The 23633-nt window shown below is 72.9% G+C and carries 12 protein-coding genes; 4 read left to right on the forward strand and 8 right to left on the reverse strand.

Annotation, left to right across the window (positions count from 1 at the left end):
- Nucleotides 1-5: 5 nt before the first annotated feature.
- The 6 genes from CCZ36_RS11895 to CCZ36_RS11920 form a co-directional block, all read right to left on the reverse strand.
- Complete coding sequence (locus tag CCZ36_RS11895; RefSeq protein ID WP_128817615.1) at nt 6-1148, reverse strand: glycosyltransferase; 1143 nt, start codon at nt 1146-1148, stop codon at nt 6-8.
- Nucleotides 1145-4009 (reverse strand): bifunctional glycosyltransferase/CDP-glycerol:glycerophosphate glycerophosphotransferase, encoded by a 2865-nt coding sequence (locus CCZ36_RS11900; protein ID WP_128817616.1) that lies wholly within the window; start codon nt 4007-4009, stop codon nt 1145-1147. Before CCZ36_RS11900 ends, CCZ36_RS11895 begins: the two co-directional genes overlap by 4 nt.
- Nucleotides 4006-7467 carry a bifunctional glycosyltransferase/CDP-glycerol:glycerophosphate glycerophosphotransferase gene (locus CCZ36_RS11905; RefSeq protein ID WP_128817617.1) on the reverse strand — a complete coding sequence of 1154 codons (3462 nt, stop codon included), beginning with the start codon at nt 7465-7467 and terminating at the stop codon, nt 4006-4008. Before CCZ36_RS11905 ends, CCZ36_RS11900 begins: the two co-directional genes overlap by 4 nt.
- A gap of 215 nt (nt 7468-7682) precedes the next feature.
- Nucleotides 7683-8552 (reverse strand): TylF/MycF/NovP-related O-methyltransferase, encoded by an 870-nt coding sequence (locus CCZ36_RS11910; protein ID WP_176734687.1) that lies wholly within the window; start codon nt 8550-8552, stop codon nt 7683-7685.
- A 26-nt stretch (nt 8553-8578) separates the two neighbouring features.
- Entirely contained in the window at nt 8579-9394 is an 816-nt protein-coding gene (locus tag CCZ36_RS11915; protein ID WP_128817618.1) for a methyltransferase domain-containing protein, read from the reverse strand.
- Between the two features lie 117 nt (nt 9395-9511).
- Nucleotides 9512-10729 carry a CDP-glycerol glycerophosphotransferase family protein gene (locus tag CCZ36_RS11920; RefSeq protein WP_164873497.1) on the reverse strand — a complete coding sequence of 406 codons (1218 nt, stop codon included), beginning with the start codon at nt 10727-10729 and terminating at the stop codon, nt 9512-9514.
- 101 nt (nt 10730-10830) lie between these two features.
- Here CCZ36_RS11920 and CCZ36_RS11925 point away from each other — a divergent pair, with 101 nt between their 5' ends.
- Both CCZ36_RS11925 and CCZ36_RS11930 read left to right on the forward strand, forming a co-directional pair.
- Nucleotides 10831-14403 carry a bifunctional glycosyltransferase/CDP-glycerol:glycerophosphate glycerophosphotransferase gene (locus CCZ36_RS11925; RefSeq protein ID WP_128817619.1) on the forward strand — a complete coding sequence of 1191 codons (3573 nt, stop codon included), beginning with the start codon at nt 10831-10833 and terminating at the stop codon, nt 14401-14403.
- Nucleotides 14404-14480: 77 nt separating this feature from the next.
- Complete coding sequence (locus CCZ36_RS11930; RefSeq protein ID WP_128817620.1) at nt 14481-15704, forward strand: hypothetical protein; 1224 nt, start codon at nt 14481-14483, stop codon at nt 15702-15704.
- 16 nt (nt 15705-15720) lie between these two features.
- Here CCZ36_RS11930 and CCZ36_RS11935 read toward each other — a convergent pair whose 3' ends face one another.
- Nucleotides 15721-16344 (reverse strand): TetR/AcrR family transcriptional regulator, encoded by a 624-nt coding sequence (locus CCZ36_RS11935; protein ID WP_069739516.1) that lies wholly within the window; start codon nt 16342-16344, stop codon nt 15721-15723.
- A gap of 153 nt (nt 16345-16497) precedes the next feature.
- On the opposite strand from CCZ36_RS11935, the gene CCZ36_RS11940 reads away from it, so the two are divergent.
- Entirely contained in the window at nt 16498-17445 is a 948-nt protein-coding gene (locus CCZ36_RS11940; RefSeq protein WP_373297623.1) for an ABC transporter permease, read from the forward strand.
- Complete coding sequence (locus tag CCZ36_RS11945) at nt 17438-18241, forward strand: ABC transporter ATP-binding protein (protein WP_069739518.1); 804 nt, start codon at nt 17438-17440, stop codon at nt 18239-18241. The genes CCZ36_RS11940 and CCZ36_RS11945 overlap by 8 nt, the downstream gene beginning before the upstream one ends.
- 94 nt (nt 18242-18335) lie before the next feature.
- Here CCZ36_RS11945 and CCZ36_RS11950 read toward each other — a convergent pair whose 3' ends face one another.
- Nucleotides 18336-23336 carry an NAD-glutamate dehydrogenase gene (locus tag CCZ36_RS11950; protein WP_128817621.1) on the reverse strand — a complete coding sequence of 1667 codons (5001 nt, stop codon included), beginning with the start codon at nt 23334-23336 and terminating at the stop codon, nt 18336-18338.
- Between the last annotated feature and the right edge of the window lie 297 nt (nt 23337-23633).

Raw genomic sequence — 23633 nt, forward strand, 5'->3', positions numbered from 1 at the left:
CGGGATCAGCGTTCCAGGAACGCGAACAGCTCCTCCCAGCGGCGCAGGGTCTCCGGTTCGGAGAACCGCTGGACGCCTGAGCGGGCCCGCGCGCCCATCGCGTCGCGCAGCCGGGGGTTGCCGGTGAGCCGCAGCAGCCGGTCGGCGAGGGCGGCGACGTCCCCGGCCGGGGCGAGGAGCCCGTCCTCGCCGTCCCGGACGATCTCGCGGACGCCGGGCGCGCAGTCGAAGGCGGCACAGGGCACGCCGCTCGCCATCGCCTCCAGCAGCGCCAGCGGGAAGCCCTCGCCCCGGGAGGACTGGACGAAGACGGAGGCGTCCGCGAGGGCCCGCTCCACGTCGTCGGTGCGGCCCATCCACTCCACGGAGCCGTCGAGGCCGAGGCCCGTGCACTGCTCCTTCAGCGCGGCCTCGTCCTCGCCCGCCCCGTAGACGCGCAGTGTCCAGTCGGGGCGGGCGGGGGCGACCAGGGCCCAGCTGTCCAGGAGCAGGTCGATGCCCTTCTGGTCGGTGAGCCGGCCGATGCTGGCGACGGTCCTCGCGGTGCGCGGGGAGGGCACGAGAGGAAGCCGGGAGAGGGCGTTGGGCAGGAAGCCCACGTTGTTCATGCCGTCCCCGGCCCACCGGTCGGCGTCCTCCTCGGTGAGGACGAGCCAGTGGTCGAGGTCCTTGTAGTGGTTCTTGATCCAGCGGTAGCGGTGGCTCGCGCGGGAGTAGTCGTAGGACTCGTGGCTCATCCCGATGACCCGCAGACCGGTGGTGTCGGCCTCCCCGACCCACTCCATCGCCCAGACCTGGGTGACGATGACGACGGCGCCGGGCCGGGCGGTGGCGAAGAGCTCCGAGAGCCGCCCGACGGCCCGCTTCTTGGCAGCGGCCCGGGCGGCTTCCTTGCGCCGGGCGGGGATGCGGAAGCGGTCGCGGACGCCGTGGGGGGTCCACGGGGCCGGGGGGTGGGCGGGGTAGAGGGCGGTGACCGGGTGTTCGGGCTGCCGGGGCAGCGTCATCTTGAGGTCGGAGGCGTGGATGCCGATGGTGTGGACCCGGTGGCCCTGGCCCGCGAAGAGGCGGGCGGTCTGGTGCATCCAGCCGGTGACACCGCCGAGTTCGTCGGTGCTGTTGGAGACGATGAAGATGTCGCGGCTCATCGGCCGGCCCCCCGGTCGTGGTCGGTGGTGTCGCGGACGCCCCGGGAGGCGGTGGGCCCGAAGACGGCGGCGACGGTGGCGCGGGCCGCGTCTCCCCGGTCGTGGACGCCGAACCGCTCGGCGAAGGCGCGACGTCGGTCGGCGTACCGGGTGTCGGACTTCTTCAGTTCCGCGAGGGCGGCGAACAGCTCCTCCTGGGTCGCGGTCACCGGTCCCGGGGCCTGCTCCCGCAGGTCGAAGTAGCTGCCGCGCTCGGCCGCATACGTCTCCAGGTCGGGGGCGAACAGCACGACGGGCCGGTCGAGGAGGGCGAAGTCGAACATGATGGAGGAGTAGTCGGTCACCAGCACGTCGGTGATGGTGAGGAGTTCGCTGACGTCGTGGTGGCGCGAGACATCGACGACGGTGCCGGGCGGGCAGACCGGCAGCCGGGCCGACTCCAGGTAGTGGGCCCGCACCAGCAGGGTGTGGGTGTCGCCGAACCGCTCCGCGAACTCCCGTACATCCAGCAGGAGTCTGGCCTTGCGTTGCTTTCCCGGGCCGCCGCGGAACGTCGGGGCGTACAGCACGGTCTTCTTGTGGTCGTCGAGCCCGAGCTCCGCGGCGAGGGGCGGGCGTGGCAGCCTTCCCTCGGTCTCGGCCCGGGTGCGCTCCGCGATCAGGGCGTCGTTGCGCGGGTAGCCGGTGCGCAGGAGTCTTTCCTCGGGCAGCCGGTAGGCGCGGGCGAGGGTGGTCACGTCGTGCTCGGAGCGGACGAGGAAGTGGTCGAAGCGGTCGACGGCCCGCTGGAGCCGTTCGCGCTGCGGGGCGTTCTGGAGCCGTACGCGGGTCTCGTCGAAGCCCATGCGTTTGTACGCGGAGCCGTGCCAGGTCTGGAGGTACGTGGTGCGGTCGGGCTTGCGCAGTTGCTGCGGGAAGCCCTGGTTGTCGACCCAGTACTCGGCGCGGGCGAGCGCCCACAGGTAGCGCCAGGACCAGCGGCGTACGAGGCGGGCGTCGTGCGGGAAACCGGCCGGGGACGGGTCGTAGGACCAGGTGGCGTGGAGCTTCAGGCCCTGGCGGCGGATCTCCTCGTACAGGGCGCGCGGGCTGTCGCCGTAGCAGGTGCCCATGTGGCTCTCGAAGACGACGGAGCCCCGGCGGACGGGGAGGCGGGTGAGCCAGGTGTTGTAGGCGGGGGCCTTGAAGCCGCGGGAGCGGTAGCGGTCCAGGCGCTTGCGCAGGGCGCGGACGATGAGCTTGGCCTTGCGGGCGGGCCGGAAGTGCGTGGCGTAGCGGATCAGGCGGTGGGCGGTGCGGGCCGGGCGGCGGCGGGCGGTCAGCCGGAGCGCGAAGTGGTCCTTGAGGGTGATGTAGGGCTCCCAGGTGTCCCCGGCGAGCCGCCCGAGCCGGGGCCGCGCGGGGAACCGGACCGCTCCGGCCACCTGATCCTGCGGGGCGAACAGGTCGCTGACGGACCGGACCCCGTCGGCCTCCACGATCAGCCTCGCGTCCCACGCCGTGTCGCGGACGCCGACGGGGCGCAGGCGGCGCGCGACGTCGGCGCGCGCGCGCCACGTGATCCCGGTCCCGTCGTGCCGGACCACCTCGGCCGGGAACGCGACGGCGCGCGCCCCGCCCCGGGCCCGGAACTCCAGGGTGGCGGCGAGGGGGGCGCCGGGGGCGGGCCCGGTGTGCCCGGGCAGCACGAGACGGCCTTCGAGGAGCAGGCGGCCGTGGTCGGCGGCGGCACAGCGGGTGAGCCGGTTCATCAGCCGCATCTCTCCGAACCGGCGGTACTGGTGGCCGAGTTCGGTGATGTCGGCGACGGGCGCCTCCGATTCCCCGCCCCAGGTGACCCGTCCGTCCGCGCCCGTCGTCAGCGGCGCGCACACGGTGGCGGGCCGGCTCAGCGCGTAGGCCGCCGCGAGGACCTCTTCGGCGTCGCCCCGGCCCAGCAGGGTCACGGCGACCCGCTCCAGCGGCGGCAGCTCCGGCGGGACGGGCCCGGTCAGGGTGCGGGCGGCAGTGGTGGCGACCCGGTCGCGCCGGACGGCGGGCAGCGCGGGGAACGACCGGACCAGCGGCACCAGATGATCCCGGTGGAACGCCTTCTCCCGCTCCTCGCGCAGCTCGGGCAGCCCGAGGGCGATGAGGGTGTTGGCGACCCGGCGGTGGGCCTCGACCAGGGCGACGAGGTCGCGGGCCCGGTCGGGGTCGGCACGGCCCGTCACGATCAGCCGGCGGACCAGGGCGATCCGGCCGACCGACGCGGCGGCGATCGGGCCGAACAGGATCTCGCCGTGCGCCAGGTCCTCCTCGTACCGCAGCCCGTGCCGCCGGGCGGCCTCGCGGCGCAGACAGAATCCGGTCACCAGGGCGTCCCTGACGACGAGTTCGGGTGCCTCGGTGAAGCGGGAGAGGGTGCGGGAGCGGGCGAACAGCTCCGCCTGCCAGGACGGCTCCCGCTCCTTGCCGCTCTCGTCGGTGATCCGGCTCCACCGGCCGGCGATCAGGTCGGCGCGGCTGGTCTCGCCCGTCTGCCAGAGGTTGCGGCAGGCGTGCTGCTGGAGCCGCTCGCCGCTGCCGAGCACCAGGACGTACCGGCCGGTCGCCGCGTCGAGACCCGCGTTGCGCAGGGCCCCGGTGGTGCGGGCGGCCGGGTCGGCGTGGACGAGGCGGACCCGCTCGGGGGCGCGGGCGGCGAGGGCGCGGGCGGCGGTGCGCACGGCCGGGTCGGCGGCGGAGGCGAGGACGACGAGAGCCTCGGTGGCGCGCATCGACTGGCAGAGGACGGACTCCACGGAGGCCCGCAGGGCGTCGGCCCCGCCCGGGCCCTCGCCGTCCCCGCCGCCGGTGATCACACAGCTGACGTCGCTCATGCCCGCTCCCCCTTGAGCATCCGGTCCACGACCCGGGCGGCGGCGGTCCCGTCGTCGAGGTCGCAGAACGCCTCCCGGAACTGTTCGTACGCCTCCCGGTGCCCGGCCGTGGCCGCGTCCGGGTCGCGGAGCGCGGCGACGATCCCGGCGGAGTCGGGGATCAGGGGCCCGGGGGCGCGGTGCTCGAAGTCGAAGCAGAAGCCGCGCAGGGTGTCGCGGTAGTGGGCCAGGTCGTGGGTGTGGAAGATCATGGGGCGGCCGGTCTGCGCGAAGTCGAACATGATCGAGGAGTAGTCGGTCACCAACGCGTCGCTGAGCAGCAGCAGTTCGGCGGCGTCCGGGTGGCGGGAGACGTCCCGCACGAAGTCGGTGTCGGGGACGCTGCCGCCGACGAGGTAGTGCCGCCGGACCAGGAGGACGTGGTCGTCGCCGAGGACGTCGCGGGCGTGTTCCAGGTCGAGGTGGAGGTCGGGGGCGTACCTCCCCGCCTTCCGGGGCCGGTCCTCGCGCCAGGTCGGGGCGTACAGGATCACGCGCCGCCCTTCGGGGATCGCGAGCCGTTCCCGTACGGCGGCGGCGACCTTGGCCCGGTCGGAGGCGTACAGCAGGTCGTTGCGCGGGTAGCCGCACTCCAGGACCTCACCGCCGTAGCCGAAGGCGCGGCGCAGGACGGGGGTGGAGAAGCTGTTCGGCGAGACGAGCACACTCCACTGGCCGGACCGGCGCTCCATGGAGGCCATGTACGCGGCGTCCGCGTGCGGGGTGCCCGCGAGGTCGCGGCCGATGCGCTTGAGGGGGGTGCCGTGCCAGGTCTGGACGACGCACTGGCCCTCGGCCCGCTCGAACCACTCGGGGAGATGCGTGTTGGTGACGATCCACCGGCTGCGGGCCAGCGCCTGGTACCACTCGGCGCTGTGCAGGGCGATGGGCCGGACCCCGTCGGGCACGGCCGCCTGCTGGTCGCGGACGACCCACAGGTGCTCGATGTCCGGTTCCCTGGCGGCGAGTTCGCGGTGGACGGCCCGGGGCGAGTCGGAGAACTGGCGGCCGTCGAAGCTGGAGTAGAGGACGGCGGGGCGCGTCGCGGCCGGGGCGACGGTACGGAGTACGGCATACCGCTCGCGCCGGACGCGCTGCCCGTACGGCCCCCGGTCGGCGGCCGGGAGGGCGCTGCCGGACTCCAGGACGAGCCGGTCGTGGTAGCGCCGCTGAAGGGTGAAGTCCCGTCCCTCCAGCCGCTGTCGGCGAGGCAGGGTGCTGTGCAGGGAGGTGATCGTCCGGACCGGCCGGTACGCCTCGGGGTCCCGCTCGCCCGGTGTGCGCAGGAAGAGGTACCAGCGCCCCTCGGCGAGCGGCAGCGCCCCGCCGGGCCCTTCGACGGCGGCCGGCGCGATCACGGCCCGGAAGCCGTCGCGGTCCCCCCGCTCCACGCCGACGACGGCCTCCTCCTGGTGACCGCTGTGGCGCAGGACGAGTTCGTGGGCGGCGCCCGTGGGCTCGGGGAAGGCCCCTTCGAGGACCAGCTCACCCGATCCCTCCCAGGCGGCGGAGGTGACGACGGGCTGGACGGCCCGGTCGGTGAGGACGAGGTCGCCCGAGGGGTTGGGAGCCGCGTACACCTCTCGGCCATCGGGCAGGGCATAGGCCCCGTCCGGCCCGTCGGACCGGGCGGCAACGGTCAAGGGATTTCCCTCGCCGATGAGTTGGACGCCCCAGATGTCGTCCTCCCCCCGGAACACGCTGAGCGGGATGTCCGCCGCCCGCGAGCCGAGCGAGCCGCGCAGGGCGAACTCCCGGACCTCCTTGGTGCGCCATTCGGTGAGCCGGAGGGCGACCGGCCCGGCGTCGCCGAGGACCTTCACCTCCAGGCGCACGGCGTCCTCGACCGCCGACTGCCCGGTCAGGACGGCGGCGACGCGTTCGGTGCGCAGCTCCAGCTTGTTGCCGGACAGGACGGGGACGGTACGGGTCCGCTCGTCGGTGTACGTCACGGCGGGCGGGGCCGGGGTGCCGACGAGCCGCATGGGGCCCCGGCGCGGCCGGCCCGCGCCGACGACGACGGCCTCCAGCTTCCACGTCGTACGGCCTCCGCCCGCCTTTCCGGCGAGCGTGCGCGGATCGACGGTGGCGGTGAACCCGGCACGGTCGTACCGGTGCAGGGAGCGGCCGGACCGGGCGGTGGCCTCGTCGCCGCCGGCGGGGCGCAGCCGCAACGGGATCAGCCGCTTCCCGGACCGCAGCCACCCGAGGCGCGGGGGCCCGCCGGGGGCGTTGCGCACATAGGCGTACCCGGTCAGACGCAGCAGCCCGTCCCGCCAGACGGCCTCGGTGAGGTGGGCGTGGACGGGCAGATCGGCGGGGGTGAGCGCGGTGGTGGCGGGCGGCAGCGGGGCGCGGACGGCGGGGTGGTGGGCGCGGGGTCGGAGCAGTCCGCGTACGTGGAAGGTGTCCCGGTCCTTCCTCTCGTCGGCGAGGAGGGCGAGGAGTTCGGGGAGCCGGCGTTCCCGGATGAGCTGCCACTTGACCCGCAGATGCAGGGGCAGCGAGGCGAAGACGTCGGGTTCGACGGTGGAGGCGAAGGCGCCGGCGTGCTCCATGAAGGCTTCGTGGTACTCCGCGTCGCCGTCCGGCAGGGCCTCGATGAACAGCCAGAGGTCGCCGGAGAGCGCGTGGGCGTCGTAGCGGCGCTTGGCCTCGGCGGCGTCGGCCGCTCCTTCTCCGGATGACCGCTCGGCGAGGAAGCGGCTGACGGTGGTGACGGCGGTGACCCGGTCGCGGATGCCCCGGGGGACGGCCCGCCGGGTGGTGATCGAGCCGTCGCGGTCGCGCCAGTGGTAGACGGGCTCCTCGACGACGTCGACCGAGCGGGCCAGGAAGTGGGCGGGGAGGACGACCGCGATGTCCTCGTACAGCACGCCCGTCGGGAAGGCGAAGGCGTGCTCGTCCCAGAAGGTGCGGCGGAAGACCTTGTTGCAGGCGATGCGGTCGCCGAGCAGGATCCAGTCCCGGGTGACATGGGTGGCCGGGCGGGCCTTCTCCATCGGTTTGCGGAACATCGGGGACTGTTCGAGGTCCCCGTTGGCCCGCAGACGCAGGACGTTGCCGGTGGCGAAGTCGGAACCGGAGCGGTCGAGTTCGGCCAGCATCCGGGCGTACGCGCCGGGCGGGACGACGTCGTCGCTGTCGACGAACGTCAGGAACTCCGCGTCGGGGTGGGCCTCGCGGACCCCGGCGTTGCGGGCCGCGCCGAGCCCGGCGTTCTCCTGCCGGATCAGCCGGAAGCGCGGGTCGCGTTCCGTGAACTCCTGTGCCAGCGCCGGGCCGTTGTCCGTGGAGCCGTCGTCGACGAGGACGACCTCCAGGTCCGGCATGGTCTGCTCGGCGAGCGAGGTCAGGCAGGCACCGAGGTACTCCTCGACGTTGTAGAGGGGGACGACGACGGTGAGACGGGGTGCCATCGCGGCGCACGATCCTTCCGGGGACTGGGGCTTCGGGGGCGTGAAGGGCCCGCCGGGGGCCATGGGATACAACCCGCGCCGTGGTCGCCGGTCACCCGAGGGGGTCCGTTCGAGTGACGGGAGGGGCGGAGTCGGGCGCCCGGGGGCGCGCCGGTGACGCGTTCGAGCCCCGCGCGGGAGGGCACGGGGCTCGGCACGACGGCGAGGGACTCACCTCAGGGCTTGACGGCGATCCGCCCCTCGTCCATCCGGAGCAGGAGGAGCCGCTCCCCGGTCTTCTCCAGGAACTCGTCCACCGCCTGCCGCGAGCCCTGCCAGTAGCCGTAGTCGTCGATCAACAGGACCCCGCCGGGGACCAACCGGTCGTAAAGATGCTCCAGTTCGTGCTTGGTGGAGGCGTACCAGTCGGTGTCCAGGCGCAGGATCGAGATCTGCTCCGGGGCCTGCTCGGGGACGGTGTCCTCGACCCGCCCCCGCACGTAGTGCACGCGCTCCTCCGGATAGGGCACCTGCCCGAAGCCCGCTTTGACGTCCTCCAGCGAGGCGACCGCCCAGATCGGCCGGTCCTTGCCCTGGGCGTCCAGGAGTTCCTGCGCCGGCCGGCCGTCGCGCCGCAGGTCCTCGGCGGTGGGCGGGGTCATCCCCTCGTACGTGTCGAAGAGGTAGAGGTCGCGCTCGGTCTCCCCGAGGGACAGCAGGGTCCGGGCGCACGCCTGCATCGAACCGCCGCGCCAGACACCGCACTCGACGATGTCGCCGGGGATGTCGTGCCGGGCGATGTACCGGGTGGCGAGGATGAAGGCGTTGAGCCGCTCCGGTGAGGTCATCGAGTACGGCTTGACCGCGCGGATGATGTCCTTGGCCTCGTCGTCGTAGTCCGCCGGGAACGCCGGGGCGGGCTTCTTCGCCTGGGGCTTCGGGGCGGGTGCGGGGTCCGCCGGTGCCGGAGCGGGGCCGGCCGGGGCGGTGCGGGCGGCGGGCACCGGGACCCGCCTGAGCTGGTATCCGGTGAGCTGCTGAAGGACGCCGTTGACGGCGTTGCGCCAAGCCATGCCCCGGGACAGTACGCGCGGTTTGCGGCTCATGTCACTTTTCGTCAACCTGCCATTGATTACCGCGCGGTACCGGGGCCGGACACGGAGGTGGGAGCCGGGGCGGGCACGGGAGTGGGGGCCGGGGCGGACACGGAGGCGGGTTCGGACGCGGGCTCGGGTACGGGGGCGGGGACGGCGGGCCTGCCGCACCGGTCGCGGCCGTCCACCGGCCGGGGCAGCGGGACGCCGTCCACACCGCCGACCCGGTTGGCCCACCACACCGCCGACTCCCGTACGACGAACATCGTCAGCCGGGGGTAGCGCCGCGGCTTGCGGAAGACGCCGACGGAGTCGCCCCAGTAGGCGGCCTTCTTGTCGATGGCCCGGTAGTCGTGCCAGATCCCCTTCTGCGGCGGGAAGTCGGTGTAGGCCTCGACCAGTTCCAGCCGGGAATGGGCGGCGAGGGCACGGAATCCGTCGGGGTAGTAGCGCCAACAGTCCTGTGCGTCGTGGACGTGGCCGCGGGAGGGAGCGGTGATGAACGCGTGCCCGCCCGGCTTCAGGACGCGGGCGATCTCCAGCATCGAGGCCCAGAAGAACGGGATGTGCTCGAACGCCTGGCCGGAGAGGACGACATCGGCGCTGTTGGAGCGGGCGGGGATGCGGTACGGCTTCTTCATCACCGCGTCGACGTTGGGGCCGTCCTGGACGTCGACCCCGAAGTAGTCGACGGGGTGCCGGGCGAGGAGCGCCCGGTGGGTGCGGGTCTGCTTGCCGGAGATCCGCGACCCGAGGTCGACGACCCGGTAGGCGCCGTGACCGGATGCGGGCCCTTCGACGGGCAGATACTCCTTGACGCAGAGTTCCATCTGCTCGTAGGCGGACCGGTGCATGGACGTCTCCCAACATCACGGGGTGAGCGAACTGCCGGGCACAACGACCGCGCGGGGCGGAGGAACCGGCACGGGGAGCGCGCCTTGCGCCATTCGGGTGACGGGCGCGGCCCCTGGTCACCCGGCCGGGGCGAAGAACCGGCGTACGACACGTTCCGCCGCGTGCCCGTCGTCGTACGGGCAGAACCGCTCCCGGAACGCGGTGCGCAGCGCGGCCGCCTCCGGGGAGCGCCACCGCCCCGACCGGAACACGTCCCGTAGCTCGTCCGGGGTGGTGGTGACGGGTCCCGGGGTGTCGCCGGGGAGCCCGGAGAGCAGGTCGAAATAGGTTCCCCGCGCGGCCCGGTAGGCGTCCCAGTCAGGAGCGTGGACGACGATCGGGCGGTCCAGGCAGGCGTAGTCGAAGACCAGGGAGGAGTAGTCGGCGATCAACGCGTCGGCGGCCAGGCACAGTTCCTCGACCCGGGGATGCCCGGTGACGTCGATGACCCGCCCCGTACTCATAGGGCCCGTGGCCCCGGCGGACCGCCCGTAGAAGTAGTGGGCGCGCACCAACACCACGTAATCCGAGCCCAGTTGGCGCGCCAGTAGCTCCGGGTCGAGGTCGGGAACGAAGCCGTCGCGGTAGTCGCGGTGGGTCGGGGCGTGGAGGAGGGCGATCTGCCCCTCGGCGATGCCCAGTTCGGCGCGGACCTTTGCGATGTCGTCGGCGGTGGCGGTGAAGTAGACGTCGTTGCGCGGGTATCCGAGGTCGAGATGTTCGTAGGACGCACCCTCCGGGGCCGGGTACACGCGGTCCCAGACCTCGGTGGTGTGCGGGTTGGCGGAGAGGCTGAAGTCCCACTGGCGTACGTGCGCGAGGATCTTGTCGAAGTCGGTCTTCCGGGCGAGGGCGGGATACGCGCGCTGGTCGAGCCCCATGGTCTTGAGCGGGGTCCCGTGGTGGGTCTGGAGATAGCGCTGACCGGGTCGTTTGGTGAAACCACCGGGAAAACTGGAGTTGTTGACCAGGTAGGTGGCGGTGGCCATGGCCCGCCAGTAGGGACGCGAGCCCTCGATGACGTACGGCACCCCGGCCGGCATCCGGTCGCGGTGGCGGGACGAGACGACCCACACACCCCTGATGTGCGGGACCAGTTCGCGGGCCTTGGCGTGGATCGCGGCGGGGTTGCAGGCGACGCCCCGGTTCCAGTACGCCCCGTAGACCGCGAGGTCGGGGTCGAGCGGGCGGCGCAGGTCGGTCCGGTAGACGGCCCGCATGGCCTGCCGGCGGACGAACCGCTTCACGGACGCCGCGGAGGCTCGGGGGGACCTGCGGGTGGGCCTGGTGGGCATGGCCGTTGAGCGTAGTCGCGGGTTCGGGCGGCCGGCGCCCCGCGTTCACCCGTTAGGGTCAGCGCCGGTGACCCGGGGACCCGCCCTCTGTTGACCAGGACATGAAGCCACCACTCCTCAGCGTCGTCGTCCCCGTCCACAACGTCGAGGCCTACCTGGAGGACTGCCTGCGGTCGGTGGCGGAGCAGACCCTCGACGCGATCGAAGTGGTGATGGTCGACGACGGTTCGACGGACGGGAGCGCCCGGATCGCCGCGGAGTTCGCAGCCCGGGACGACCGCTTCCGGCTGGTCCGGCAGCCGAACGCGGGCCTGAGCGCGGCCCGCAACACCGGCGTCCGGCACACCACGCCCACCGCCCGCTACCTGGCGTTCGCGGACAGCGACGACATCGTCGTGCACGACGCGTACGAACGGATGACGGCGTCCCTGGAGTCGACCGGTTCCGATCTGGTGACCGGCAATGTGTGGCGGCTGACCGGCCAGGGGCGGCAGCAGGCCTGGCAGTACCGCTGGCTGACGGACTCCCGGTCGCGTACGCACATCACCCGGGATCCGCGTCTGCTGGCCGATCGGGTGGCTTGGAACAAGGTGTTCCGGCGCTCCTTCTGGGACGCGCACGGCTTCGCGTTCCCCGAGGGCAGGCTGTACGAGGACACGCCGGTGATGATCCCCGCGCACTATCTCGCGGGCTCGGTCGACGTCCTCGCCGGGCACGTCTACTACTGGCGGGTGCGGGAGGGCTCGATCACCCGGCGGCGTACGGACGTGACGGGCGTACGGGACCGGATCGCCGCGTGCGAGCAGGTCAGCGCGTTCCTGGGCGGGCGGGACGCGGACCGGCGGCGGGCGTACGACGCGTCCTGCCTCCGCGACGACTTCGGATACTTCCTGGACGGCCTGCCGATGGGCGGCGAGGCGTACCGGGCGGCGTTCCTGGAGGGCGCGGGGGCCTTCGTCGACCGGGCGGGCCCCGGGGTGCTGGAGGGGCTGCCGGTGGAGCTGCGCATCAAGTGGCGGCTGGTACGGGAGCGGCGCCTGGCGGAGCTGCTGGAGGTGCTCGCCTTCGAACGGGCCAACGGGACGGGCACGTTCGCCGTCGAGGGCCTGCCGGGACGGCGGCGGGCGGTGTACCCGGGCGTGCGCGGCGCGAGCGCCCGGCTCACGGGAAGGGACGTCCCGGCGGTCGCGCGGCTCCTGGAGGCGCGGTGGGGCGCGGACGGGAAGCTGCGGCTGCGCGGGTACGCGTATCTGCGCAACCTCCCGGCCGGGTCGGCGCGCCGACAGCTGACGGTGGGCATGGTCCGGGCGGAGCGGGGACGGGCGGTGCGGCCGGTGCCGGTGCGGTCGGTTCCCGCGCCCGAGGCGACGGTGAACTCCGGTCAGGAGCTGCACGACTACGACCACGCGGGCTTCGAGATGGTCCTCGACCCGGACAGGCTTCCCGCGACGGGCGAAAGCGGCGGCTGGCTGGTGGGCCTGGTCCTCGCCGCCCCCGGAACGGTCCGCCGGGTCGCGGTGCGCGCCCAGGACGCGGGCGCGGACCAGCCGCTGGTGCACGACCTGGGCGACGGGCGGCGGGCGGTGCTGGACTTCCGGGGCGGCCGGCTCCGGCTGACGGTGTCGCGACTGCGGGCCCGGGCCGAGGAGCACCGGACGGCCGCCACCGGGACGGCGGGGGCCTCGCTGGAGATCGCGGGCCGGCTCTTCGACGGGACGGCGAGGGCCACGGGGCTGGTGCTGACCCGCGAGTGCGGCGAGGGCGACGAAGGTGTCGACGAGCGCCTGTGCGCGGTGGAGCACGAGGAGGGTGCCGGGTCCGACGGTCTCCCGTTCACCGCGCGTGTGCCGCTCGCCGACCTCGCCGCCGTACCGCCCGCCACGCACCACCGGGTCCCCCGCGAGGTCGAGGCGGCGGGCGGGGCGCGGTGGCGGGCCCGGCTCCTGCTCGACGACGGCACCCGCGTCCCGCTGCCCGCCGCCCCGGACCTGCCGCCGCCCGCGTGCGCGGACCCGGCGGGCGACCTGGTGCTGGAGCCGGCGGGGCCGCCGTACGCGGACCGGGTGGAAGCCACTCCGGAGGGCGGCCTGAGGATCTCGGGGGCGTACGCCCCACCGGCTCAGGGCGTGGCGGCAGCGCCGGACGCGTCCGGCGGCGGTCTCGTCCTGCGCCACGAGACGCTGCACGAGGTGGTCCCGGTCGCGGAGGGCGAAGTGACCGGTGCGAACGGCACTGTGGGTGCCCCGGGTACCCGGGGTGCCCGCCCCTCCCTCCGCTTCTCCGCGCTGATCACCCCGCCGCTCCCGGAGGGCCGCTGGGAGGTCCGCCTGGACGGCCGCCCCGTCCGCGTCCTCGGCTCCGCCGCCGCGCAGCTTCCCTGTGGCAACGGGGGCGGGACCGCGCTGCGCCTGGAGCGGCGGCACGGTGACCGGATGTCCGTGGTCGCTCCGCCCGACCTCCCGGCCGCCGGGCAAAGCGCGTACGGCAGGCGCCTCCTGCGTGCGGCGCACCACCCCGGCCCGCGCAGGCCCGAGACGTCGCGCACGCCCAGCGCTTCGCCCGCCCTCCCCCTCCGCGACACCGTGCTGTACGTGGGCGGCGACTCCCCGCGCGCCGTCCACGCCGAGCTCGTGCGCCGGGGCACGGACGCCGAACATCTGTGGGTCACCGGTACCACCCCCGGCCGCATCACCCACGTCCCGCCCGGCGTGCGGGCCGTCCCCGTGCACAGCCCCGCCTGGTACGAGGCTCTGGCGCGCTCCCGCCGGATCGTCACGGACGAGCAGCTGCCCGCCTGGTTCGAGCGGCGGCCCGGGCAGACGGTCGTCCAGACCTGGCACGGCACCCCGCTCGGCCGGTTCGGCTCCGGTCTCGCGGGCTCCCTCTACGCCGACCACCAGCACCTCGCCACCCTGCCGCAGCGATCGGCCCAGTGGTCGGTACTGATCTCCCCGAGCCGCTTCGCCACCCCCCTGCTGCGCCGGTCACTCTCGTACGAGGGCGAGGTGCTGGAGGCCGGATCGCCCGCCAACGACGTGCTGTTCCCACCGGTACGGGACAAGACGGCCGAAGAGGTACGGCGCGGGCTCGGCATCCCGGAGGAGCACGGCGTCGTGCTGTACGCCCCGACCTACCGCGACCACCTGGCCCATCCCCCGTCCGCCGCGTCCGCCGACCGGACGGTCCCCGGCCCATACCGGTGGGACCCGGCGCTCGACCCGCACGCCCTGGCCCGGGCGCTCGGCCCGGGCCACACGGTGCTGGTGCGCCGTCACCCCCGCGTCACCGGCAGCGTTCCGGCCGGGCCCGGCGTGCTCGACGTCTCGCACCACCCGGGGGCGGCGGGGCTGCTCCTCATCGCCGACGTCCTGGTGACGGACTACGCGGGGCTGATGTTCGACTTCGCGCTGACGGGCCGGCCGATGCTCTTCCACACGTACGACCTGGAGCACTACCGGGACACCGTGCGCGGCTTCTGCCTGGACTTCGAGACCCGGGCGCCGGGGCCGCTGCTGGTGACGACGGACGAAGTGGCCCAGGCCCTGCGTGACACGGGAACGTCGGCGGCCCGGCACGCGGACGCGTACGAGAGCTTCCGCCGCGACTACTGCGACCTGGACGACGGCGGCGCGGCGGCCCGGGTCGCGGACCGGCTGCTGGCGGACGCGGAGTAGGCCCCGGCCCGTCGCCCGGAATCCCTCGGACGAGTGGCGGCGGGGAGAACGGGCCCGCCGCACGGAACCCATGAGGTGTGCCCCTCTTCTCCGCTGCCTCCGCCGCGTCCTCCGCCGCCGACCTCCCGACCGCCGCGACCGCGGGCGACCGGGCCGAGGGGGCTGCCCGGCCGTCCTTGTGGCTGCCGTCCCCGTTCCTCGTGCTGGGCGGTCTGCTGTGGGCGGTGCTGTCGGCGGCGGCCTGGCAGGCTCCGCTGTGCTGCGAGGCCGGGCTCCAGGCGGCGGTCGTCGAACGGCTGCGGGTGAACCTGCTGCACCCGGCGTTCCCGATGACCGACCTGCCCGCCGTGGCGAGCGCGCACTACTCCCCGTACGCGCTGCTCCAGGGTCTCGCCGCCCGTGCCACCGGGCTCTCCGGCCCGTCCGTCGTGGCACTGGCCGCGTCGGTGAACCTGCTGCTCCTGCTCTCCGGGATCGGCCGGCTGACCCGGCTGCTGACTCCGAACCGCTGGGTGCCGGTGCTCCTCCTCGTACCGCTGGGGCTGATCCACTGGGCGGACCCGGCCCGCTGGAGCGCGCCGACCACGTTCGCGGTCGCCGTCACCCTGCATCTGTGGGCGTGGACCGGTCCCGTCGCCGCCCGGCTCGCGGAGCCCGGTGACCCGGCGCCCGCCCGGTCGCCCCGGTGGGTCGAGGCGACCGGGATCGGGGTGCTGCTCGGGCTCGTCCTGCTGGTCCACCCGCAGACGGCGATCGGCGCGGGGATCGGATGCCTGGCCCTGATCGCGTTCCGGACGCGGACCCGGATCCGGCCGACCGTGTGGCGGTGGGCGTTCGCCGGGGTGTGCGCGGTGACCGTGGCGGCGCTGTGGCCGTACTACAACGGGCTCACCGCCCCGCGCGTCCCCACCGACAGCCGGACGACAGCGCCTCCGGCGGACGGGGACGTGAAGGCGGCCGGGCAGCCGTACTCCTGGGCGACCGCGTACGTACCCCCGGGCGAGGTGGTCCTCACGGACAGCCGTCCGGCGATGTACGCGCTGGCCGGGCACGGGGCGTACGTGCTGGCCGACGCGTTGCCGGACGCCGGGCTCGCGACCACGGAGCGGCGGGAGAGAAGCCGGGCGGTGGCCGCCTACCTCGACACGTCGACCCCGCAGGACCGACGGGACGGGATCACCGCCCGGTACGGGGTGCGGTGGCTGCTGCTGACCCGCCACCAGCGGCTGCCGGAGAACGCGACGGTGCTGGCGTTCAGCCCGCGCACGGGCGAGGTGCTGGCACGGGTGGCGGCGGGCTGACGATCCCTCTGTCGCGTCAGCCGGTGTACTGGAGGGCGGCCACCGCCGAGGCGGCCAGCTCGTCGAGGTAGCCCTGGGGCAGCTCGCCCCGGACGACGACGAGCCGCCAGTACAGCGGGCCGACGATGAGATCGAGTGCCCGGTCCGGATCGCTTCCCTCCGGCAGTTCCCCCCGGGCCACCGCCTCCCGCACGACCACGGCGGCGACGCCCTGCTGCTGGTCGAGCAGGGCTGCCTTGATCGCCTCGGAGATCTCCGGATTGCGGGCCGCCTCGACCAGCAGGTCCGGGATGACCTGCGAGGCGACCGGGTGGCGCAGGGCGTACGCGGCCAGCTCCAGAACGGCGCGCACGTCCCCGTACAGCGAACCGGTGGCCGGGGCGGGCATCCCCTGGGCGGCGACGGCCGCGACCAGGTCGAGCACGAGCGCCAGCTTGGACTTCCAGCGGCGGTAGACGGCGGTCTTGCCGACCCCAGCACGCCGGGCGATGCCCTCGATGGACATCCGGGCGAACCCCACCGCGGCGAGTTCCTCGAAGACGGCGGCGCGGATGGCGTCGGTCACGTCCTCCCGCAGGACGGCGGCGCCTGCGGGGGCACGACGGCGGGTTCCCCGTTCGGTGGTCATGGCCCGCAGCATAGTCGGCCGCGACGAAACGGTTGCGTTGCGACGTAGAAGCGTCCTACTCTCGGCGTTGCGACGATACGGTCCCGTCCCAACGAGGGCGTCCCCACGGGACCGTACCGTCCCGCACTCCCCCATCGCCCCATCGGTCTCGAAAGCGGTCGATCGTTGAGCCAGACAGCAGCCCCGCCCCCGGTGACCGCCCCCTCCGGGGACGCCCCGGCCACCGCCGTCCCCGCCTATGCCCCCGGCGAGCTGGCGGCCCTGGCCGCCCGGCACGGCCTGAAGGTCAGCGGCGCCCGGCCGTCGCTGCCCGCGTACATCCGGCAGCTCTGGGGGCGCCGGCACTTCATCACGGCGTTCGCGACGGCCAAGCTGACGGCCCAGTACAGCCAGGCGAAGCTCGGCCAGATCTGGCAGATCATGACGCCGCTGCTGAACGCCACGGTCTACTACTTCATCTTCGGCGTCCTGATGAACACCAAGCACGGGGTGGAGGACTTCGTCCCGTTCCTGGTCACCGGGGTCTTCATCTGGACGTTCACCAGCAGCTCGATCACTGCCGGCACGCGGGCGATCAGCGGCAACATCGGCCTGGTGCGGGCCCTGCACTTCCCGCGCGCCTCGCTGCCGGTGGCCCTGGCCCTCCAGCAGCTCCAGCAGCTGCTGTTCTCGCTCGGCGCGCTGACCCTGATCCTGCTGGCGTTCGGCCAGTACCCCCGCCCGACCTGGCTGCTGGCCGTCCCCGCGCTGGCGCTCCAGGCACTGTTCAACACCGGCCTGTCGATGGCCATGGCCCGTCTGACGGCGAAGACCCCGGACATCGCCCAGCTGACCCCGTTCGTGCTGCGGACCTGGATGTATTCGTCCGGCGTGATGTGGAGCCTGGACCACCTGCTGGCCGGCGACCGGGTGCCGCGGGCGGTACTGCTGGTGCTGGAGTACAACCCGGCGGCGCTCTTCATCAACCTCATGCGGTACGCGCTCATCGACAGCTACACCTGGGAGCAGCTGCCGCACCTGGCCTGGGCGGCGGCGGCCGGCTGGGCGCTGCTGTGCGGGGTGGCGGGATTCGTGTACTTCTGGAAGGCCGAGGAGACCTACGGACGTGGCTGACGACAGGAACACCCCCGGGGACCACCGGGTCCCCACGGTCGTCGTCGACGACGTCCACATCACCTACACGGTCAACGGCGCGCGTACGGGCAGAGGCAGCGCGACCTCGGCGCTCAGCCGCCTCACCTCGCGCCGCCGCACTCCCGGCGCACGCCAGGTGCACGCGGTGAAGGGGGTCAGTTTCGCCGCGTACAAGGGCGAGGCGATCGGCCTGATCGGCTCCAACGGCTCGGGCAAGTCGACCCTGCTCAAGGCGGTCGCGGGCCTGCTCCCGCCGACCCGGGGCAAGGTCCACACCCAGGGCCAGCCGTCGCTGCTCGGTGTGAACGCGGCGCTGATGGGCGATCTGACCGGCGAGCGCAACGTGATCCTGGGCGGGCTGGCGATGGGCATGACGCGCGAACAGATCCGCGCGCGCTACGACGAGATCGTCGACTTCTCCGGCATCAACGAGAAGGGGGACTTCATCACGCTGCCGATGCGCACGTACTCCTCGGGCATGGGCGCGCGGCTGCGCTTCTCCATCGCGGCGGCCAAGAGCCACGACGTCCTCCTGATCGACGAGGCGCTGTCCACGGGCGACGCGAAGTTCCAGCGCCGCAGCAAGGACCGCATCAAGGAACTGCGCGCGGAGGCGGGCACGGTCTTCCTGGTCAGCCACAGCAACAAGTCGATCACCGAAACCTGCGACCGCGCGCTGTGGCTGGAGGCGGGCACGCTGAGAATGGACGGCCCGGCGAAGGAGGTGGTGAAGGCCTACGAGACCTTCACCCGATCCAGCCCGTCGGGCGCTTGAGGACGTCTGTTCAGCCCGTCGGCGCTTGAGGACGAAGACCCCACGCCGAGGGGCCGGCACCCACCAGGTGCCGGCCCCTCGGCGGTACCGACCCCTATGCGTGCGTACGCAACAGCGTCCGCATCGTCCGCATGGCCACCGACAGATTCGCCAGGTCGAACGCGTCCGACCCCTGGATCTCCTCCAGCGTCGAGCGCGACCGGGCCAGGATCGCCGCGTTCTTCTCCTCCCACGCCCGGAACCGCTCCTCCGGCGTCGAGGACCCGTTCCCCACGCTCAGCACGTCCGACGTGAGCGCCGCGTGCGCCGCGTACAGGTCCTCGCGGATGGAGGCGCGGGCCATGGACTGCCAGCGGTCGGCCCGAGGCAGCTCGATGATCCGGTCCATCAGCTGCGTGATCCGCAGCCGGTCCGCGAGGTCGTAGTAGACCTCCGCGACCTCCAGCGGCTCCTTGCCCGTCCGGTCGGCGATGGCCACGATGTCCAGCGCCGGGAAGGCGGAGGAGAACCCGGCCACCCGCACCGCCAGCTCGTCCGGCACGCCCGCGGCCGTCAGCTCGTCGAGGATCGAGTGGTACCAGTCCAGGTCGGCGCCCCGGACCAGCTTGGGCAGGTCGTTCCAGACCTGCTCGACCCCGTCCCGGAACAGGTCGATGGTCTCCGCGATGGCGACGGGCTGCGGCCGGTTGCCGAGCAGCCAGCGCGAACCGCGTTCGACCAGCCGCCGCGAGTGCAGCCGGATCCGGGTCTGGACGTCGGCGGCGACCTTGTTGTCGAGCGCCTCGACCGCGTCCCACACCGCTGAGAGACCGAAGATCTCGCGGGCGGTGAACTGGGCCCGGACGATCTCCTCGATCGACGCCCCGGTCTCCTCCCGCAGCCGGTGCAGGAAGGTCGAACCGGCAGTGTTCACCGTGTCGTTGACCAGGACCGTCGTGATGATCTCGCGCCGCAGCGCGTGCGCGTCGACCGCCTCGGGGAACCGCTCGCGCAGCGCGCTCGGGAAGTAGGCGTGCACCAGCTTCTGCAGGTGCGGGTCGTCGGGCAGCACGGTGGAGATCAGCTCGTCCGCCGTCGTGATCTTCGTGTAGGCGAGCAGCACGGCCAGCTCGGGCTGGCTGAGCCCCTTCTCGTTGCCGAGCAGTTCCCGGATGTGCCGGTCGGCGGGCAGGAACTCCAGCGCCCGGTCCAGCGCGCCGTCGCGCTCCAGCCGGCGCATGAAGCGCTGCTGGGCGTGGAGCAGCGAGGGCGCCTGCGCGGAGGCGTTGGAGAGGGCGACGTTCTGCGCGTAGTTGTTGCGCAGGACGAGCGCGCCGACCTCGTCGGTCATGTCGGCGAGCAGCTTGTTGCGCTGCTTGACGGTCATGTCGCCGTCCCGGACCAGACCGTTGAGCAGGATCTTGATGTTCACCTCGTGGTCGGAGGTGTCCACGCCGGCGCTGTTGTCGATCGCGTCGGTGTTGATCCGGCCGCCGTTGCGGGCGAACTCGATCCGGCCGAGCTGGGTGGCGCCGAGGTTGCCGCCCTCGCCGACGACCTTGGCCCGCAGGTCCTCGCCGTTGACGCGGATCGCGTCGTTGGCCTTGTCACCGACGTCGGCGTTCGACTCGGAGACGGCCTTGATGTACGTGCCGATGCCGCCGTTCCACACCAGGTCGACGGGCGACTTGAGGATGGTCTGCATCAGGTCGGCGGGCGTCATCTTGGTCACCGACGCGTCGATGCCGAGCGCCTCGCGGATGTGCGCGTTGAGCGGGATGGCCTTGGCGCTGCGCGAGTGGATGCCGCCGCCCGCGGAGAGCAGGTCGGTGTTGTAGTCGGCCCAGGAGCTGCGCGGCAGATCGAACAGACGGCGCCGCTCGGCGTACGAGGTGGCGGCGTCCGGGTTCGGGTCGATGAAGATGTGCCGGTGGTCGAAGGCGGCGACCAGGCGGATGTGCTCGGAGAGCAGCATGCCGTTGCCGAAGACGTCACCGGACATGTCTCCGACGCCGACGACGGTGAAGTCCTCGGTCTGGGTGTCGTGGCCCAGCTCCCGGAAGTGCCGCTTGACGGACTCCCAGGCGCCCCGGGCGGTGATGCCCATGCCCTTGTGGTCGTAGCCGGCCGAACCGCCGGAGGCGAACGCGTCGCCGAGCCAGAAGTTGTAGGCGACGGCGACCTCGTTGGCGATGTCGGAGAAGCTCGCGGTGCCCTTGTCGGCGGCGACGACGAGGTAGGTGTCGTCCTCGTCGTGGCGGACGACGTCGGTGGGCGGCACGACCTCGCCCGCGACCATGTTGTCGGTGATGTCGAGCAGCGCGGAGATGAAGGTGCGGTAGGCGGCGATGCCCTCGGCGAACCAGGCGTCGCGGTCCACGGACGGGTCCGGGAGCTGCTTGGCGACGAAGCCGCCCTTGGCGCCGACGGGCACGATGACGGTGTTCTTCACCATCTGCGCCTTCACCAGGCCGAGGATCTCCGTACGGAAGTCCTCGCGCCGGTCCGACCAGCGCAGCCCGCCGCGGGCGACCTTGCCGAAGCGCAGGTGGACGCCCTCCACGCGCGGCGAGTAGACCCAGATCTCGTACGCCGGCCGGGGCGCGGGCAGGTCGGGGATGGCCTGCGGGTCGAACTTCATCGACACGTAGGAGTGCGGCTCGCCGTTCTCCGTCTGCTGGAAGAAGTTGGTGCGCAGGGTGGCCTTGATGACGGTGAGGAAGGACCGCAGGATCCGGTCCTCGTCGAGCGAGGCGACCTGGTCCAGGGCCCCGTCCAGCTCCTCCAGGAGCCCGTCGGTCAGCTCGGTTCCGGCGCTCTGGCGGCCGGGCGACATGCGGGCCTCGAAGAGCGAGACGAGCAGCCGGGTGGTGTGGACGTTGTTGCGGAGTGTGGACTCCATGTAGTCCTGGCTGAAGGGCGAACCGGCCTGCCGCAGGTACTTCGCGTAGGCGCGCAGGACCATGGCCTGGCGCCAGTTCAGCCCGGCGCCGAGGACCAGCGCGTTGAAGCCGTCGTTCTCCGCCTCGCCCTTCCAGACGGCGGCGAAGGCCTCCTGGAAGCGGGCGCGGGCGTCGTCGGCGAGGTAGCCGCCGTTGCCGTTGACCAGGGGCATCCGCAGCCCGAAGTCGTAGATCCAGGCGTGGGTGCGGTCCGCGCAGCGCAGCTCGTACGGCCGCTCGTCGACGACCTCGACGCCGAGCTGCTGGAGGGCGGGGAGGACGGCGGAGAGGGAGACCTGCTCGCCGGTCCGGTAGATCTTGAAGCGGCGCTCGCCGGGGCCCGCGCCGACCGGCTCGTACAGGCTGAGGGCGAAGTCCTTCTCACCCTCCCGGAGGGTTTCGAGGTGGACCAGGTCGGAGACGGCGGCGCGCGGCGAGTGGTCGGCCTTGTAGCCCTCGGGGAACGAGTGGCCGTACTGACGCTGGAGTTCGGCGGCGCGTTCCTCGCCCAGCTCGGCGGTGAGCGCCTCCCCGAAGCCGTCGGCCCAGGAGCGGGCGGCCTCGACGAGGCGGGCCTCGATCCGGTCGGCGTCGGCGTCGGTGAGGTGCGGCAGCTCCGTGCCGGCGGGGACCCGGATGACGAAGTGCAGCCGGGAGAGGATCGACTCGGTGTTCCAGGCGGTGAAGTCGACGCTGGTGCCGCCGAGCTCCTCCTTGAGAATGTCGATCAGCCGCAGGCGCACGCCGGTGGTGTAGCGGTCGCGCGGGAGGTAGACGATCGCGGAGTAGTAGCGCCCGTACTCGTCCTGGCGCAGGTAGAGCCGCAGCCGACGGCGCTCCTGGAGGTAGAGGACGGAGGTCGCGATGGCGCGGAGCTGGTCGACGGGCGTCTGGAACAGCTCGTCGCGCGGGTACGTCTCCATGATCTGGAGCAGGTCGCGCCCGTCATGGCTGTTGTACGAGAAGCCGGCGCCCTCGACGACCTCGGCGACCTTGCGGCGGATGACGGGCACCCGGCGCACGGACTCGGTGTAGGCGGCGGAGGAGAACAGGCCCAGGAAGCGCCGCTCGCCGACGACGTTGCCCTTGGCGTCGAACTTCTTCACGCCGACGTAGTCGAGGTAGCTGGGCCGGTGCACGGTGGCCCGGCTGTTGGCCTTGGTCAGGACGAGGAGCTTGTGCTCGCGGGCCTTGGCGCGGACGTCGGCGGGCAGCCGGTCGAAGGACGGACTGACCGGGTGGGCCTCGTCGGCGCTGTGCTGCGGGTCGGAGCGCAGGATGCCGAGCCCGGTGCCGGGGACCGCGGCGAGCGCGTCGCTGTCCTTCAGCTCGTACTCGCGGTAGCCGAGGAAGGTGAAGTGGTCGGCGGCCAGCCAGCGCAGCAGCTCGCGGGCCTCCTCGACCTCCTCGCCGGCGAGGTCGTCCAGCGGTTCGCCCGGCAGGTCGTCGGCGATCCTGAGGGCGGCGTCGCGCATCTTGCCCCAGTCCTCGACGGTCTCCCGTACGTCGGACAGGACGCGCAGCAGGTCAGCGGTGATCTGCTGGAGGTCGGCGCGGTCTGTCTCGCGGTCGATCTCGACGTGGATCCAGGACTCGACGAGCGCGTCGTGCGGCAGCTCGCTCTGCTCGTCCTTCTTCCGGCCCTGGGACGCCTTCGGGGTACCGGGGCCGCCGGAGAGGACCTCGATGAGCTTGCCGGTGACATCACGGCGGACGGTGACCTGCGGGTGGATCACCAGATGGATGCCGCGGTCCTGCCGGGACAACTCGTTGGTGACGGAGTCCACGAGGAACGGCATGTCGTCGGTGACGACCTCGACGACGGAGTGGCTGCAGGCCCAGCCGTTCTCCTCGACGGTCGGGGTGTGCACCCGGACGTTCGCGGTTCCCTGGGGGCGGTTCTCGGCCAGCCGGTAGTGCGAGGCGGCGGCGCCGAAGACATCGACCGGGTCACGGCCGCTGAGGTCTTCCGGAGCCGTATGCAGGTAGTAGCGCTGGAGGTAGGCGAGCACCGTGTCCTGGTCGGCGGAGGCGCTCGTGTCGGCCCCGGCGGCGGAGACCCGCGCCCCGGGGGCACCTCCCGGGCCACCGACACCACCGCCCGGACCGTTGTCAGCTACCTTCGCGGCCCCTGCGAGCAGCTCGGCCTTGGCTTCGTCCAGCTTGGTCTGCATGTCCTCTGGCTCCTGTCGCGCGCCGTTGCGTGACGTAGGTGAGAAAAGCGACGTACCGCCACGACGCGGGGTTTCCGGTCTGGGTCGACGCTATGCCGCTTCGAGAGTTCCCCGGGACCACATGGGCCATTTTTGACGGCCGGTCCGGAGTCGGGAGATCGCGGATCGCCCGGGTGCTGTGGCACTCCGGGCGGCGGCCGGGGGCTTCGCTGCCCCCGAGGCGTATCGCGCTGATCACGGCACCAGGCTATCTCTCCCGCACCCCACCGCGTCATGAGCTGCTTGTGTACAAAAGAA

The sequence above is a fragment of the Streptomyces sp. S063 genome, assembly GCF_002832675.1.
GTDB classification, from domain to species: Bacteria; Actinomycetota; Actinomycetes; order Streptomycetales; family Streptomycetaceae; genus Streptomyces; species Streptomyces sindenensis.

Excerpts from the sequence above, each read along its gene's own strand:
- CCZ36_RS11895 (WP_128817615.1), bottom strand. The coding sequence starts at position 1,148 with ATGAGCCGCGACATCTTCATCGTCTCCAACAGCACCGACGAACTCGGC.
- CCZ36_RS11900 (WP_128817616.1), bottom strand. The coding sequence starts at position 4,009 with ATGAGCGACGTCAGCTGTGTGATCACCGGCGGCGGGGACGGCGAGGGC.
- CCZ36_RS11905 (WP_128817617.1), bottom strand. The coding sequence starts at position 7,467 with ATGGCACCCCGTCTCACCGTCGTCGTCCCCCTCTACAACGTCGAGGAG.
- CCZ36_RS11910 (WP_176734687.1), bottom strand. The coding sequence starts at position 8,552 with ATGAGCCGCAAACCGCGCGTACTGTCCCGGGGCATGGCTTGGCGCAAC.
- CCZ36_RS11915 (WP_128817618.1), bottom strand. The coding sequence starts at position 9,394 with ATGCACCGGTCCGCCTACGAGCAGATGGAACTCTGCGTCAAGGAGTAT.
- CCZ36_RS11920 (WP_164873497.1), bottom strand. The coding sequence starts at position 10,729 with ATGCCCACCAGGCCCACCCGCAGGTCCCCCCGAGCCTCCGCGGCGTCC.
- CCZ36_RS11925 (WP_128817619.1), top strand. The coding sequence starts at position 10,831 with ATGAAGCCACCACTCCTCAGCGTCGTCGTCCCCGTCCACAACGTCGAG.
- CCZ36_RS11935 (WP_069739516.1), bottom strand. The coding sequence starts at position 16,344 with ATGCTGCGGGCCATGACCACCGAACGGGGAACCCGCCGTCGTGCCCCC.
- CCZ36_RS11950 (WP_128817621.1), bottom strand. The coding sequence starts at position 23,336 with ATGCAGACCAAGCTGGACGAAGCCAAGGCCGAGCTGCTCGCAGGGGCC.